Here is a 16,850-nt window from a genome sequence, read left to right as displayed (position 1 = left end):
AAAATAAGGTCATGCTGCAAATTTGATTGTAGCATGACCTTATTTTTTTGTCAATATTTCTTTATTTTAAAAAACATTTATTCATTTTATTATATTCCTTAATTAATAATACAAATCCTAATAAAATTACCATTAAATCTACTAATGGTTGTGTAAACCATACTGCTGATACTCCAAAAATTCTTGGCAATATTATAATTAATGGTACAAATATTATAATTTGTCTAAACAATACAAGAATACCTGCATTCTTTGCGCTACCTATTGATTGGAAGAAAGTAATCATTATAATCATCATTCCATATAGCCAAAATACTCCGTAAAAAATTCTAAAATTAGTTATTCCTTTTAATACAATACTAGGGTTTGTAATAAATAATCCCAGTGCTTGTTTTGTAAATAACTCTAGTGGTACCCAAAATATCAATGCTAATACAGTAGCCCCAAAAATGAATACATTTGTTGCTTTTTTTACTCTTGTATAAAATTTAGCACCATAATTTGTTCCTACTAAAGGTTGTAACCCTTGTGCCATTCCCCATAATGGAATAAATGAAAATGCTTGAATTCGAAGTGATGCCCCCATTAGAATTACTTGATTAGTATCTCCATAACAAAACGCCATTCTATATAGCAAAGTTTGTTGAACCATAGTTAAAACTTGCATCATCATTGCTGAAATTCCAACTGAAAATACTTGAGATTGTATGCTTTTATCTAAAATAATTTTGTGAATTCTAACATCTCTACTCTTTTTTAAAAAATAAACTAATGTAACAATAGCTTGGATTATTTGAGAAGTTACAGTTGCAACCGCAGCTCCCTCTATTCCTCTGCTTTTAAATGCCAAAATTAATATAGGGTCTAAAATTATGTTTAATATTGCACCAAAACCCATTATGATCATAGCTTTTTTCATAAGTCCTTCACCACGCATAATCATATTTGCACTTTGAGCAAAATTTACAAATATGGATCCTAGAAAAACAATTCTTAAATACCTTACTCCTAGATTTAAGATTTCTCCCTCAGCTCCACTAATTTGTAATAATTGTTTAGTAAAAATAACTCCAACAAGCATAATTATAGTTGAAAATAGCAATACTGACGCAATTAAATTTCCCATTATCTTATCTATTACTTTTTGATTTTTTTCTCCAATAGCTCTAGATAAAACAGAGGCTGAGCCTATTCCAATCAAAGTAGATATCCCTGAATTTAATAGTGTAAGTGGATATGCTATTGCTATTGCCCCCATTGTTTTTTCATTTATCAATTGTCCAGCATAAACTCCATCCATAAACGAATATAACCCTATAACAATCATTCCTATAATTGCTGGAGTACAAAGCTTAAACATAAGTCTTAGAAGAGATTCTTTTAAAAGTTCCTCTCTTTTGTTCTTCATGTTATTCTCCTTTCTCATTTAAAACATTTAGTTAGCTTTATCTAACTCAGTGTTATTATATCGTCTAAGCTTTTAAATTTCTGCTCCATTTTAGATTTTTATAATCCATTTAGACATTTTTATATTATTTTTTCTATACTCGTTAGGAGATATTCCTGTTATATTTTTAAATGCGGCTGCAAATTTACTTGCATTAATATATCCAACGCTATTTGCTATATCTAAAATACTACGTTCTGTTTTCAATAAAAGATTTGCAGCCTTCCCTATTCTATGATGTCTTATATATGAATATATACTCATTCCAAACATTTCTTTAAAACATATTTTCATTATTGTAAGTGAAATGTTATACTTTTTAGAAAGCTGATTTAAAGTATATTTATGATCTATATTAGCTATTATTAGTTCTTTAATCTTTTTTACTTTTTCTACATTGTATCTAGAAAAATATAGTCTTTTTTCTTTTATTGGTTCATTAAGAGACCATAAAAACATTAATACTTCTACTGTCTTTATTTTACAATAATTTATTTTTATCTTATTTGGAACTAAATATAATTCTGAAAATATATGTCCTATAGACTCATTTTCTCTCATAACATAAATCTCATTACTATTTTTTGTGCAATATTTTTCGATTAACTTTCTTAAATCTATCGAACTATCTTTAAAAAAATTATCTATTTCCTTTTGTGCTTTATTTATTTCTATACATATTGTTATTCCATAATAATATCCAACTGGGAAATATGAGCCAACACAATTTTCATTTTTAACATTTATACATAAATCATCTTTTGAAAGGTATATTTAATTAATTTATTTCTTTTAAAGTATTTAAAACAATATAGCGCTCTTTCATCATACTGCTGTACATATTCAATTCACTTTTAGAACGCTCTTCACTTATATGAACATCTAGTGGACCTCCTATAATATAAGTTATCCCTTTAGCTTTAAATTCCTTAAATGTGCCAATAGAATTATAAGACTGCTCAAATGTAAATTCAAGTTTATCCTTATTTTTTATTGTAAATAAAAATCCTTCATCTGGAAATAGTTTATCTTCTAATTTATAATAAACATTTATCCCATCATCTGTTTCTTCTACTATATATTTGTTTTCAAAGCTTTCTGGAAAAGTAATAGAAAATCCTAACTTTTCACTTTTAAATGTACTCTCTTTACCTTTATTTACTTCTTTTTCAGGCTCATTTGTTTTAATATTAGTTGATTGTTTTTTATTTTCAGTAACGTCTTTACTGTCGTCGACAGACTTACTTGATATATTTTCTATCTTTTTGTCCATAGTCTTTTTATCATCAGTTTTTTTATTTTCATCAATTTTATTAGTCTTTTCCATTTTTATATTGGTTTTTATGTCGTTAAGTTCTTTTTTATTTTCCTCTTTTTTTAAATCAGTATCTGTTATTTTATTATTTTCTTTTATAGAAGCTGCAACAGCAGTTACTACTGCTAATATTACAGATAAACATACTCCTATTGTTATATTTCTCTTTTTCTTGCTGTGTAAATTTTTTTTAAACCTACTCATTTTCTGCACCCTCTTTTTCATAATTATAAATTATATTATATTTTACAATTAATTACTGGAATTATTCTGTAATTATCACAAATTATCTCTAATTATTAATTAATCTATTACCATATATATCCCATTGAAGTAAAATTTGTGATGCTGTATAATTATTTATATGGAAAAATATAAAGTGAAAAATAACTAAAGATAGTTTTAAAAAATATTAGATTAGGAGGATTTATCAATGAAAGGGACTGTAGTTGCTACATGGATGAAAACTTGTAAAAAGCTCCATGGTAATGATTGTGTAGAAAAAGCAATGGATTCTGTAGGTTGGGGAGCTGATAAAATATTTTCTCCAGCTGAAAATATCGATGATGAAAAAGTTAAACAAGCTATATCTAAAATATCTAGTTTAACTAATATAGACCTGAAAAAATTATGGAGGGAAATAGGTGAAGATAATATCTTAGCATTCCATCATGATTTTCCAGCATTTTTTGAGCATGAAAATTTTTATTCTTTTTTAAAGGCAATGTTTGATGTTCATGTAGTTATGACTAAGAAATTTGCTGGAGCAAAACCACCACTTATAACTATTAATGCAATATCACCTAGAGAAGCAATCTTTGAATACAGATCAAAGCGAGGTATGTTTGATTACTTACAGGGCTTAATTTCAGGAGGAGCTAAATTCTTTAATGAAAAAGTAGAATTAAAAGAACTTGAAAAAGATAAAGGATATTTAAAGCTCAAATTTACATTTGAAAAAGATATTTACTATAAGAAAGTTTATAAATTTAATAAATTACTTTCTTTCGGATTTATAAAAAGCATAGGAGCAAAGACAGGAATATTCACTCTTATAGTTTCTCTGCTAACTTTTATTCCAATACTTGGGACAGAAAACATAGTTAAATCAATTATAGTATCTATAATTGCATCTTTAGCTTCTTATATATCAACATCAATACTTATGATGCCAAATTCAATTATAAAAGAAAACTTAACAAAAATACTAGAAAGTGATTTTGTTGAAGATGGTGACATTAAGACAGGTGATTTCTTTGAAGATATATATAACATATTAAAAAATCATAAAAAAGCAGTAAAAAAAGATTTTGTTGGATTTAAAGGCGTTACAGATGAAATGAACACATTTGTAGATAAAATAAATACTATTTCTACATCTATGAATAACACATCAACCGATATATCAAACGTTGTAGAACAAGTTGCAAATTCTGCAGTAGATCAAGCTCAAAACACTGAAACAGCCGTTACTGTATTAAATGATAATATTAGAAATCTTAAAAATATAGTTAACAGTGAAAATTGTAATAAATCAGAACTTGAAAAAGCAATGAAGAAAATTAACAACAGCTATGAAACTGTAAATGCTACAAGCAAGAATATATTAGATATCCTTGAAAAATTCCAAGAAGTTAAAGATACCGGTTTAAAACTTCAAGATAAAGCAAAAGATATTACTAACATAGTATCTATAGTATCTGGAATTTCAGAGCAGACTAATCTTCTAGCTTTAAATGCTTCTATTGAAGCCGCTCGTGCTGGAGAACAAGGTAAAGGATTCGCAGTAGTTGCAGAAGAAGTAAGAACTCTTGCAGAGCAATCTAAAGGAGCTGTAAAAGAAATAAATTCAAACCTTGTAAAATTTACAGAAGAAATAAAAGGCTTAGTAGACAAAATTGGTTCTCAATATAATGTGCTTCAGACAGAAACAAAAGGTCTTGAAAATGTTAGAGATGTAAGCTATGAAGCCACTAATTCCGTTCAAACTGTTTCTTCATCAATGATAAAAACTATAAATGAGCTTAATAAAGAAACTGATTCTATATCAAATATTTATGGTACTATAGAATCTCTAGCCGCTATAGCAGAAGAAAATTCAGCATCTTCAGAAGAAGTAAGTGCTAGTGTATCAAGTTATACTAATGAGATTAAGAAGCTTATAACAAATATACATGACTTTAAAGGAATAACATCTCAATTTAAAGATGATTTAAGAAAATATAAAATATAAAGAAGGACAAGCAAGCTTATCTTTCTCTTAATAAAAAATAGACTATAACACTAGAAATTTTAGTGCTATAGTCTATTTTTATTTTACTAAAAGTTATATTATATTAAATACTAATAATGAAGTTAAACTTCCTAAAAAAGCTCCAGCTAATACATCTGTTGGATAATGTACTCCTAAATACATTCTAGATATTCCAACAAGAGCCGCTAACTGCATTACACAGAAGGTTAGATTTGGATAAAATAATGATACCATAATAGCAACAGTAAAGGCTGTTGTTGTGTGTCCAGATGGAAATGAATATTTATCTATTCCTATTTTCTTTATATTAAGATCATTCATAGTTAAAAATGGTCTGATTCTACTTACACACCTTTTTATTATTTGAGCAGCTACTGTACTTAATATTAGTGCGATTATACATTTTAATACCATTAAAGAAAGATATTTATCTCCTACTAATTGAAGAAATAAACCAATTATAACTAAAGAAGTTTTTGATACTAAATAACTCGCCATAACCATAATAATATCTAAAAATTTGCAATTTAATGATAAATTAATTTTTTTAAGTAAATCTTTATCTCTATTTTGTATGGAATTTAATACACTCATATATAATCCTCCCCTTTAGCTATATTTTATACGTTTATCTTTAAAATCAGTTTAATTTATTGTTAATTATACTTTAATAAAGTGAATGAAAAAACATTTTAAATATTAATATTATTTTTTCTATATTCTTTTGGCGATATTCCTATTATATCTTTAAAAGCAGATGCAAATTTACTTCCATTTATATACCCAACGCAATTTGCTATATCTAAAATATTACGATCTGTTTTCATTAAAAGACTTGCAGCCTTTTGTATTCTACATTCTCTTATATAAGAATGTATAGTTATTCCAAACATTTCTTTAAAGCATATTTTCATTATTGTAAGCGAAATATTATACTCTTTAGAAAGATTCTTTAAAGTATACTTATGTTCTACATTCTGTGTAATTAAATTTTTAATTTTTTTTACTTTTTCTACATTAGATTTAGAAAAATAAAATCTTTTTTCTTTTACTGGCTGATTAGTAACTGATAAAAACATTAATATTTCTAGTACCTTTATTTTGCAGTAATTTATTTTTATCTTATCACAAACTGAATATAGTTCTGAAAATATATGCTTTATCGATTCATTTTCTCGCATAATATAAACTTCATTACTATTTTTTTGACAAAATTTTTTAATTATTTTGTTTAGATCTATTGAATTATCATTAAAAAATTTATTTATTTCTTTTTGTGCTTTATCTATTTCTATTGATATTGTTATTCCATAATAATATCCAATTGGGAAATACGATTGTTTACAGTTTCCATTTTTTATATTTATGCATAAATCATTTTTAGAAAGATATGTGCATTCACCATCAGTAAATTCACATTCAATTTTTCCTTCAAAACAATGATTTATTTCAAAATATCCTTCAGGTGGTTTTAAATCTACAGAAGTAGACTGTACATGCATATCATTATATATAACATCTATTCCATTCATAATATGATAGCTTGTAACTATTCCACCTTTAGACATATTATATACATCATAATTTTCAGATCTTTTTTCAACCTCTACCAAACTACCATAAATAGATTTTTCTATACTTGTAGGTACCACGCTTTCACTCCTTTATTTATAATATTAATATTTAATATAAAAATTATATCTTCCATCCCTCTGCTGATTCTCTAATTTCTATAAACTTTCTATAAATACCTGGCTGTTTTATAAGCTGCTCGTGAGTTCCTCTTTCAGATATTTTTCCATCATTAACAACAAGTATTTGATTTGCATTTTGTATAGTTGATAATCTATGAGCTATAGTTATTATTGTTTTACCTTTTGTAAGTGAACTTATAGCTTCCTGAATCAAATGTTCATTTTCTGGATCGACACTTGCAGTAGCTTCATCTAATATTATCACTGGAGAATCTTTAAGAATAGCTCTTGCTATAGATATTCTCTGTTTCTCACCACCAGATAATGATGATCCACCTTCTCCTATTATAGTATCATATCCATTTGGAAGTTTCATTATAAAATCATGACACCTAGCTTTTTTAGCTGCTTCTTTTATTTCTTCATCTGTAGCTTCTGGTCTTCCAAATGCTATATTTTTTCTAATTGTATCATGAAATAAATATACATTTTGAAATACCATTGAAATATTTTTTAACAAACTATCACATGTAAAATCATTTATATTCTGTCCACCTATAAGTATTTCTCCACTATTTATATTGTAAAATCTCGCTATTAAATTGCATATTGTACTTTTACCACTTCCTGATGGTCCAACTATGGCTGTTGTAGTATGCTCTGGTATTTTTAATGAAACATTGTGTAATATTGTTCTCTTATCGTAACCAAATGTAACATTTTTAAACTCAATATCATAATTATTTAATTTAATATCTTCTCCACCTTGATCTACAAATTTAGCATTTTTTATATCCTCTATGCTATTAAGTGCATTGTCTATAATACCCATAACATGTGCTGAATCACTTATAGGTTTTATTCCTAAGAATATATAAAATGAAAATAGTAAAAACATAATCATTGTTGAAAAATCCATTTTACCAGTTATTTTTAAATAAGATGCTGCAAAGATAATCCCTATTGATGATATATCTAACATAAGTTTGTGCATAGATGCATTAGGTACATGATTAAGCTCTATTTTTACATTTATTTTTTTACTCTTATTGCAAGCTTTTCTTAATGATTTTATTGAAACTCCTTCTTGTCCAAAAGATTTTACTACAGGAAGTCCCCTTATATATTCAATTACAGCATTTGATATTTCATCATTTGTCTTTAGTAAAACTTCTCCATTTTTCTCACCATACCTTGAAACTTTCTTTAAAAATACTAAAGAAAGTAATATACCACATAACACAATAGCTGCTATTAAAGGACTAAAAAATGCAAGGAAAATAGTCATGATTGCTATATTTAAATATCCACCAACCATTGTATCTATCATTCTTATTCCCATATTTTCAAGCTGCTCTAAACCTGTTGTAATTGCATTTAATATATCTCCTGTACCCTTTGTAGCAAAATACCCAAGAGGTACTCTTTTCATTATATCGCCAACTTCTATTCTATCTTTAGCTGCCATTTCATATCCTATTACTTCTTGTTTTTTAGCACGCAGATAGTCAAATAAAAACCTTAAAAGCACAAATAATATAACGAGTAATAATGAATAAATTATCCATGATGTATTAAAGGTTTCTATTCCTCTAGCATCTTTTACTATCATTCCAAGTGTATACGCTGCTATCATTATTGGTGCTGCAGAAAACCAAGAAGATAAAACAGTAAAAATGAATCCCAAATAAAGTTGTTTTTTATATTCTCCGCACCAATTTATAATTCTTTTTAGTGTTCTATACATTTTGAATATCCCCTTTCTCATCTGATATAGCCCATGATTTTGCACCAATATGACTCTTCCACATACGTAAATATAATGGAGATTTTCTTAAAAGTTCATCTTGTTTTCCTTTATCAACAATTTTTCCGTCTTTTACAATAACAATCTGATCTGCATTTTGAATAGTTGATAATCTATGAGCAATAACTAATAATGTTTTCCCTTTTGTAAGTGCTGAAATTGATTTTTGAAGTTTTTCTTCATTTTCAGGATCCGTAAATGCAGTCGCCTCATCTAGTATTATTATTGGAGAATTCTTAAGCATCACACGAGCAATAGCAATACGTTGTTTTTCTCCTCCTGATAACTGCTTTCCTGCATCTCCTGCATTTGTATCATATCCATTTGCTAACTTTTTAACAAATTCATCACATTGTGCCATCTTTGCTGCTTTATATACTTCCTCATCAGTTGCTTTTGGATTTCCTAATCGTATGTTTTCTTTTAAGGAACAATTAAATAAGAAATTATCTTGAGTTACGAAACTTACTATTTTAGAAAGTTCTTTTAATGGTATTTCTTTTATATTTATTCCTCCTATAGTAATTTTTCCAGAATCAACATCAAAAAATCTTGCAATGAGTTTTGCTACAGTTGATTTACCACTACCTGATGGTCCTACTAATGCTGTAAATAATCCCTGTTTTAAATTCAAATCTATTCCATTAATTACTTGTTCTGATTTCTTACCTGTATATGAAAAATGTATGTTGTCAATTTTTACATCATATTTATTTATTTTCTTATACTCTGTACTCTCTTCTAATTCTGGCATCTCTAATAAATCATTTGTTTTTATTAAAGTATAGGCCATTTTTCTTATTGATTCTCCAAATACCTCTAACCTTGCAAGAGAACTAACCATTCCAATAGATAACATAATGCACACACTAACCTCTGCTGGATTTAAAATACCTTTTGAGTATAATAATAATCCTATTGGAAGAGTTCCTATAAGTGTAGATGGTGCAACTGCAAATGCTAATTTCATACCAACCCATGTATTCTTTAACCAGCTTAATGTATGATTTTTAAATTCATATACTGCATCAGAATATTTTCCATATATCTTACCAGTTTGTCCAAATGCTTTAACAACCTCTATTCCTTCTATATATTCAACCATTACACTATTTACATGATTTTTATATTTCATATATGTTGTATAATTTTTATCATAATCTTTCATTAACTGTGAAAATATAATAAGAGTAATAGGTATAGTAACAATTGATGCTAAAGCCATTCTAAAATCAAATATAAAAACTGTTATCCATACAGCTATTGGCAGAACTATATTTCCTGCTCCTTCTGGTATCATATGTGCTAGTGGAGGTTCTATAGCTTCTACTTCATCTAACATTAAACTTTTTAATTCACCAATTGTTTTGCTCATAACAGATCCAAGTGGTGCCTTTACAAGTTTATCTGCAATCTTTATTCTTATAGTTTCTAATATTGTGTATGCACTAATATGAGATAGCATTGTTGAAAACGTAAAAAATAATTGCTTAAGTGCACACCCAATAAAAGCAATTAAGCTCCAAAATATAATTCCATTTGTTGTAATTGTATTTTCTATAAATAGTCCAAGTATTTTATATATACATATATAAGGCATCAGTCCGCTTAAAATACTTATAATAGAAAATATAACTGAAAATATCATTTTCCCTTTACACTGAGAAGCATGCGATAATAATATTTTTATCCAGCTTTTCTTTTTCGAATCCAAAATAATTCCCCCTTAGTTTTTATTTTTTTATGAGTTCATTGATAATGATTATAATTGTCAATTACTTATCAACATGGTAAATTATAAATATTTTCAGTATTATTTTCGACTCCAAATAGATGCTTTAGCTCCAAAAGGACAAAAATATAAAATTAAACAAAATAGAAGAATTTTTTATATAACAATAAAGCGACAACAACTACTGTTATTGCCGCTTTATTAATTATTTATATTCTCTTTTTATTTTCTTAATCTAAGCCAGAAGCCTCTTCTATCTTTGAAGATTTTACTAAAGTAAAAATTCTATTTAATATTGTTCCTAAAAATACTCCAAATGCAAGATTATCTGTTAATACAACAACTAAGACAGTTGCTATCATTACAAAAGAATCACTTTTAGATGTTACATTGAGTTTTTTAATTGAGCTCCAATCAAATGTACCTATGGAAACCATAATCATAACAGAAACCAATGCTGCTAAAGGAATCTGTACTACTAATTTATTCAATATAATTATTAAAATCATTAAAAATATTCCAGCAAAAAAAGTTGAAAGACGTTTTCTTCCACCTGATTTAATATTAATTACAGACTGCCCAATCATAGCACATCCTGCCATTCCTCCAAAAAATCCAACAACTATATTTCCAATTCCTTGTCCAAAACATTCCCTCGTTTTATTGCTTGAAGTCTCAGTCATCTCATCTACAATCTGTGCTGTTAATAATGATTCAATTAAGCCAACAAAAGCAAGTGAAATAGAATATGGAAAGATTATTTTTAATGTCTCAAAATTTAATGGAACATCCGCAATTAAAAACTTTGGTAATGTATTTGAAATATGTCCCATATCTCCAACCGTTCTTACATCACTTTTCGTAAAAATAGAAATAGCACTAATCACAATAATTGCTATTAATGGTGATGGTACTGCCTTACTTATTTTAGGAAATAAGTATATTATTAAAAGACCACCTGCTACCATAGCATACATCTTCCAAGACTCTCCCGCAAAACTAGGCAGCTGCGCTGTAAAAATTAAAATTGCTAAAGAATTCACAAAACCTATCATAACTGATTTTGGAATAAATTTGATTAAATTTCCTACTTTTAAACTTGCTAATATTATTTGTATAATACCTGTTAATACTGTTGCTGCAAACATATACTCTACGCCATAGTCCTTTAAAAGTCCAACCATAACTAAAGCCATAGAACCAGTTGCTGCTGAAATCATTCCTACTCGTCCACCTGCAAAAGCAATTACTAATGACATACAAAATGAAGCATATAATCCAATCATAGGATCAACTCCTGCTATAATAGAAAATCCTATCGCTTCAGGAATAAGTGCTAATGCTACTACAATTGCTGATAAAATATCTCCTTTAACATTTGAAAACCATTCTCTTTTTAACATTTCTTTCAAACAATCACCTCTTAATTAAAATTTATATGACTCTTTTCTAAAAAGTCTTTTCCGCACATCAATCAAGATTAGATTATATATAAATGAATATCTGAGTTCAAGTATATTTTTTTACTTTTAATGATTACAAAAGCAATACTGAGTGAAAACGTTTTATTATATTTTACTGAATATTCTGATTTTAATTAAAAAATATAGATAATTAGTATAAAAAAACTATTTACCTATATTCTGTAATTCAAACTTACTTATGATAACATTTTAATCTCATCTTCTGTTAAAAATCTATACTCTCCTTCTTTTAATGTTTCATCTAAAAGTAGATTGCCAATAGAAATTCTCTTTAAATATACAACAAAACAACCTACTGCCTTAAGCATACGCTTTACTTGATGTTTTCGTCCTTCTGAAATCGTAATATAGCCTGAAACTACCTTCTGTTTATAATTTTCTGAATCATTTTCATATACTTCATTTTTCAAAATCTCTACTTTAGCTGGCTTTGTTAATACCTTACTATTTATTATTAAAACACCATTTTCAAGTTTTTTTATATCGTTCTCATCTAATGAACCTAGTGCAGAAAAATAATACTTTTTTTCAACATGATTATCTGGGCTCATCAAATTATGTTCAAACTCACCGTCATTTGTAAATAACAATAGTCCCTCTGTATCTTTATCTAATCTTCCAACATGAAAAATCCCATTCATGTTCTCTTTATAAAAGTAATCAAATACAGTTTTATGTATTTTATCTGTTCTTGCTGTAATACATCCCTTAGGTTTATTGAACATATAATATACTTTTCCTTTATATTTAACCTCTTTATCAAGATATTCAATAACATCAGTATTCTCTTTTATATCTATTGCTGGTTCACTAATAATTTCTCCATTAACCTTTACCATTTCATCTTTTATATAATTTCTAACATTTCTTCTCGTGCCGATACCTGATTCTGCTAAAAATTTATCTAACCTCATATTTTATCCTCCATAAAAGTCTTAATTAGTAATATTATTATACATCATTAAAATCTGCTATAAAAATAAAAGGCAGTTTAATTAAATATCAAACCACCTTTTACTTATAAGAATATTTTAAATATCCATAATTCATTTATTATATTTTATAATTTTTTCACGCAATTTTTTATATATTTCATTAACTATTGTAAAATCTGTATTTTGAATATAAATATCTTCTAATTTGTCGTGATAATCTTTTGCTTCTTTAAGTTTAGAAGTTCCAATGCTATTGCACTTTTTATATCTAGATACTATATCATTAATCTCATTTTGATAAATTTCATCTGTATTTGGTTTTATAAGTTCACTATACATATCAATAATAGAATCTCCATCTTTATTTGGAAAATATTCATGAGGTGCTGTACTATCAAAAATACAAAGACTTAATTCTGGAAAAAGAAGCATGTCTAAACTATCTGGATCAAAACCACAATGATAAACTTCCATATCAATGCCTTTCTCTTTAGCATCTTTAAGAATTTTTTTCAGCATAGTTGATTTACCAGAGCCAGGTCTTCCTTTAATAAAATAGCGTTTCTTTATATTTTCTGTGATGTTTTCTACAAAATCCATAGGACCTTTATGTGTAGAGCCACCAAAGAAACGATGTTTAATAGAACTTACTTTATTTAACTTAATTGAGCCTAAAAGCTTTTTACTAACATCTTCTGTTAATTTATCTGCTTTTACAAAATCCATATTTTTAATATAAATTTTTTCCCATTCATCATGAACCTGAATCGCATTTGCAAATTCTTCATAAGCTTTCTTATAACACTTTTTTATATTCTTTTCAATACTTAAAATCTCTTTTGTATGTGATGATAATTTATCTGAATCAAGAGCCTCTCCCAAATTTACATATTCTTCAATAGCTCCTGGCGCTGTAGGTTCAATAACATGAGGTGCTGTGCCGTCAACAACTCCAACACCAATTTTAGGAATAAGTACACCATCTAAAGAATCAGGATCTGCTGAACAATGTATATATTCAACATCATATAATTCCTCTAATTCCTCACCAATTTTTCTCATCAAAGTAGATTTTCCTGTACCTGGTCCACCTTTAAGAATAAAAATCTTGTTTAACTGTTGCAAATTGCTTTCAAAAAAATTACGAAATCCTTTTGCTGTATTACCACAAACAAAGAAATGTTTTTTAGTCATTATGTGATTATCCTTCCATATTATTTTTTATACATTTTTATTGTATGCTTAAATATACTGCTAAGTTCTTTAATATATTATTTTTCAGTCACTATTTTTGTAAAATCTTCATATAAACTTGTAGGAATTTTATTTTGCAATTTTATTTTTACAGTTATAGGTTTTTCACCAAAATACTCTACTACATCTCCTTTTCCTATATAAATATAAGGCTGTACTATACCATCTATATTTTTATATTTTCTTATAAAGATATGCAGATTAACTTTTCTATCTTTATTGTTTATAATATTTTTTCCTCTTTCTGAACTTTGAGATGTACTATTAGGAGTTTGCCACTCAAAATATTCTCTATCTAAAAATTTATCTTTATAATTTATACTTTCTTTTATATTGTTTTCTTTATGTAAATCTACAAATAAGAAATACTCTTTTCCATTACTTATAAGGCCCTGCCCTCTAAATGAACTGTGTGTTTTTGTATAATTAGACAAAAGTGCTGCATCTATCATTTTATACTGAGTATATAATTTAAAAAATGGAACACCATAATATTTACTTCCAAATTTCTTTTTATACCTTATAAGTGCGTAATTTATAATATCTTCAACATAAATCTTATATTTTTCATTTTGTATTATCTTTTTAAAATTGAGTGTAATACTTAATATTCCGTTTTTCAATTCAAAACATTTAACATTATTTTTAATTTGAGCTTTATCATAATAATTACCATTTAAAAAGTTTATAGCATGAATAACACTTTGATCATCTACATAATCAATATATTTTAATATTTCAATCTTAGCTTTTTCTACACTTATGCTATCATTATTTAAAAGATACTTTAATATGCTAAATTCATATATTCTTTTTATGGGAAGTTTACTTGAAAGCTCTGTAATTATTTTTAAAAACATCTGATCTTGCAATAATTTTTCTAGTTCTTCATCTTTTTCCATTCTTGCAACAAAACCAATATATGTCTTTTCCTTATTTAAAAATTTTAATGGATCTGGTGCACCATCATATTTTATATAATCCATTAAAAAATATGGTACTTTCCTTCCATTCATTTTTTTAAATTCAAAATATTCTTCTTTTAAGTATTTCATTGAATTAAAGTTTTCTTCATCTAACTCTTCTAATATTCTTTCCTGAGCAATCCTATCCATCTGAATATTAGTGCAGCCTTTAATATTATTAAACTCAGTTGCAACTGCTACTTTTAAACTATCTTTATCATAATATCTTTGACCATTTAAAGCTATCGCAATTAAAAATGCCTTATTATGATTTCCTATAAAATCTAAAACAGTAAGAAATGATTTGTTTTCATGCTTTCTTAAGCCTCTACCTAATTGCTGAATAAATACTATTAGAGAATTTGTTGGTCTAAGCATTAAAACCAAGTTAATAGATGGTATGTCCACGCCTTCATTAAAAATATCTACTGTAAATATAACTTCTAAATTATCATCATCAGACTCTAATCTTCTAATATAATCTTCTCTTTCTTTAGGAGAATTTTGTCCTGTTAAACATACACTGACTATTCCTCTTTTATTAAACTCTTTTGCCATATATTCAGCATGATCAACTCCAGCACAAAATCCTATACATTTTCGTTTATCTCCATCTTGTCCATAAAAGTTCATCTTTTCAATTATAAAATCAACTCTTTCATTTACCTTTAATCTTTTAGATACTTCTTTTATGTCATTAATATTAACTCCTTTTAAATCTATACCTTTAAAATCAGTTATTCCAAAATAATGAAAAGGAATTACAAGATTTAATTCTAAAGCTTCTCTTAATCTTACTTCGAGAGCTATATTATTGTTAAAAATATCAAATATCCTCTGACTATCACATCTCTCTGGTGTAGCGGTCATTCCTAAAATAAATTTAGGTTTAAAATATTCCATAACTTTTTTATAAGATGGACTTGCTAAATGGTGTGCTTCATCTATAACAATATATTCAAATTCATCTCTATTAAATTTTTTAAAACATACACTAATTGATTGTATAGTAGCAAATAAATAATCCGCTGTAATATCTTTGCTATTTCCTGTTAGAAAACCCATGGTCTTATTTTTATTTTTAGCTAACTTTTTAAATGTTTTTTCTGCACTTTTTAAAATTTCTTCTCTATGTACTAAAAATAGCATTTTTTTAGGTTTATAATTTATAACATCAAAAGCTGACATATAGGTTTTACCTGTACCTGTAGCTGCAATAACCAAAGCCCTATCCTCACCAGATTCTCTTAGCTTATTTAAATTATTTATTGCTTCACTTTGCATACAATTAGGCTTTATTATTTGATAATCACTAAAATCTATACTTTTATTTTTTTCTGCTTTTTTAATTTCATTTATAAACTCACTATATTTCGCTAAAAACTCTGAAGTTAAAGTTGAAGTTTTTTGCCATAATTCTATATATTCTTCTAATACTTCTTTTACAAAACTATCTTCCTTTTTAGAAATAACTCTGACATTCCATTCAATATTACTTTTTAATGCACGTTGAGTTATATTAGAAGATCCAATTATTATCTTATATTCATATGTATTTTCAAATATATAAGCTTTAGTGTGAAAACCCGTTTCTTTATCAGTTACAAAAACTTTTAAAGAAATATTACTAAATTTATTAATTCTCTCTAATGCTTTAGGCTCAGTAAAATTAAGATATGTAGATGTTAATATTCTGCCCTTAATTCCTTTATCCTCTAACTCTTTAAAACTGTCTAATAAAAGCTGAAGCCCACTAAAATTAATAAATGCAACACTAAAATAAAATTTTTTACATTCCTTTAAAGATGTTTTTAATTCATTTAAAAAATTTCCTCTTTCAGAATTAACTACAAGTTTATTATTTATTAAAAATTCTTTAGTTTCTACTTCTTTATGATGTATATTCTGTGTCTGAATTTCTTTTTCATGTACAGTATTTGTTTGATTAAATAATGCGTCCATA

Annotated in this window: 11 protein-coding genes and 1 pseudogene; 1 reads left to right on the top strand and 11 read right to left on the bottom strand. The window is 26.8% G+C overall.

Going from position 1 to position 16,850, the window contains the following annotated elements:
- Window positions 1-61: 61 nt before the first annotated feature.
- From MTX53_RS04650 to MTX53_RS04640, 3 genes are all read right to left on the bottom strand, one after another.
- Window positions 62-1,408: an MATE family efflux transporter gene (locus MTX53_RS04650; RefSeq protein ID WP_244835063.1), complete on the bottom strand. Its 1,347-nt coding sequence runs from the start codon at window positions 1,406-1,408 to the stop codon at window positions 62-64.
- Window positions 1,409-1,498: 90 nt separating this feature from the next.
- A complete protein-coding gene (locus MTX53_RS04645) occupies window positions 1,499-2,008 on the bottom strand; it encodes an AraC family transcriptional regulator (protein WP_244835062.1) in 510 nt (169 codons plus the stop codon).
- Window positions 2,009-2,225: 217 nt separating this feature from the next.
- On the bottom strand, window positions 2,226-2,966 hold the full coding sequence (locus MTX53_RS04640) for a hypothetical protein (RefSeq protein WP_244835060.1): 741 nt from the start codon (window positions 2,964-2,966) through the stop codon (window positions 2,226-2,228).
- A 229-nt stretch (window positions 2,967-3,195) separates the two neighbouring features.
- Here MTX53_RS04640 and MTX53_RS04635 point away from each other — a divergent pair, with 229 nt between their 5' ends.
- Window positions 3,196-4,995 (top strand): heme NO-binding domain-containing protein, encoded by a 1,800-nt coding sequence (locus MTX53_RS04635; RefSeq protein WP_244835058.1) that lies wholly within the window; start codon window positions 3,196-3,198, stop codon window positions 4,993-4,995.
- Between the two features lie 93 nt (window positions 4,996-5,088).
- Here MTX53_RS04635 and MTX53_RS04630 read toward each other — a convergent pair whose 3' ends face one another.
- The 8 genes and pseudogenes from MTX53_RS04630 to MTX53_RS04595 all read right to left on the bottom strand — a co-directional run bounded on the left by MTX53_RS04630 (window position 5,089) and on the right by MTX53_RS04595 (window position 16,849).
- Window positions 5,089-5,610 (bottom strand): phosphatase PAP2 family protein, encoded by a 522-nt coding sequence (locus tag MTX53_RS04630; RefSeq protein ID WP_244835057.1) that lies wholly within the window; start codon window positions 5,608-5,610, stop codon window positions 5,089-5,091.
- Window positions 5,611-5,708: 98 nt separating this feature from the next.
- Entirely contained in the window at window positions 5,709-6,668 is a 960-nt protein-coding gene (locus MTX53_RS04625; RefSeq protein WP_244835056.1) for a helix-turn-helix transcriptional regulator, read from the bottom strand.
- A 43-nt stretch (window positions 6,669-6,711) separates the two neighbouring features.
- Window positions 6,712-8,457, bottom strand: coding sequence for an ABC transporter ATP-binding protein (locus tag MTX53_RS04620; RefSeq protein ID WP_244835055.1), 1,746 nt, complete (start codon window positions 8,455-8,457; stop codon window positions 6,712-6,714).
- Window positions 8,450-10,231 (bottom strand): ABC transporter ATP-binding protein, encoded by a 1,782-nt coding sequence (locus MTX53_RS04615; protein ID WP_244835054.1) that lies wholly within the window; start codon window positions 10,229-10,231, stop codon window positions 8,450-8,452. The genes MTX53_RS04620 and MTX53_RS04615 overlap by 8 nt, the downstream gene beginning before the upstream one ends.
- Before the next feature lie 296 nt (window positions 10,232-10,527).
- Window positions 10,528-11,661, bottom strand: a pseudogene (locus tag MTX53_RS04610) (SulP family inorganic anion transporter); the annotation flags it as partial.
- A gap of 248 nt (window positions 11,662-11,909) precedes the next feature.
- Window positions 11,910-12,647 carry a pseudouridine synthase gene (locus tag MTX53_RS04605; protein WP_244835053.1) on the bottom strand — a complete coding sequence of 246 codons (738 nt, stop codon included), beginning with the start codon at window positions 12,645-12,647 and terminating at the stop codon, window positions 11,910-11,912.
- 132 nt (window positions 12,648-12,779) lie between these two features.
- On the bottom strand, window positions 12,780-13,862 hold the full coding sequence (locus MTX53_RS04600; RefSeq protein WP_244835051.1) for a PRK06851 family protein: 1,083 nt from the start codon (window positions 13,860-13,862) through the stop codon (window positions 12,780-12,782).
- Between the two features lie 77 nt (window positions 13,863-13,939).
- A complete protein-coding gene (locus MTX53_RS04595) occupies window positions 13,940-16,849 on the bottom strand; it encodes a DEAD/DEAH box helicase (protein ID WP_244835049.1) in 2,910 nt (969 codons plus the stop codon).
- Between the last annotated feature and the right edge of the window lies 1 nt (window position 16,850).

This window comes from Clostridium sp. BJN0001 (genome assembly GCF_022869825.1).
Classification (GTDB): Bacteria; Bacillota; Clostridia; order Clostridiales; family Clostridiaceae; genus Clostridium.
This window is presented reverse-complemented; position numbering and strand designations above follow the sequence as displayed.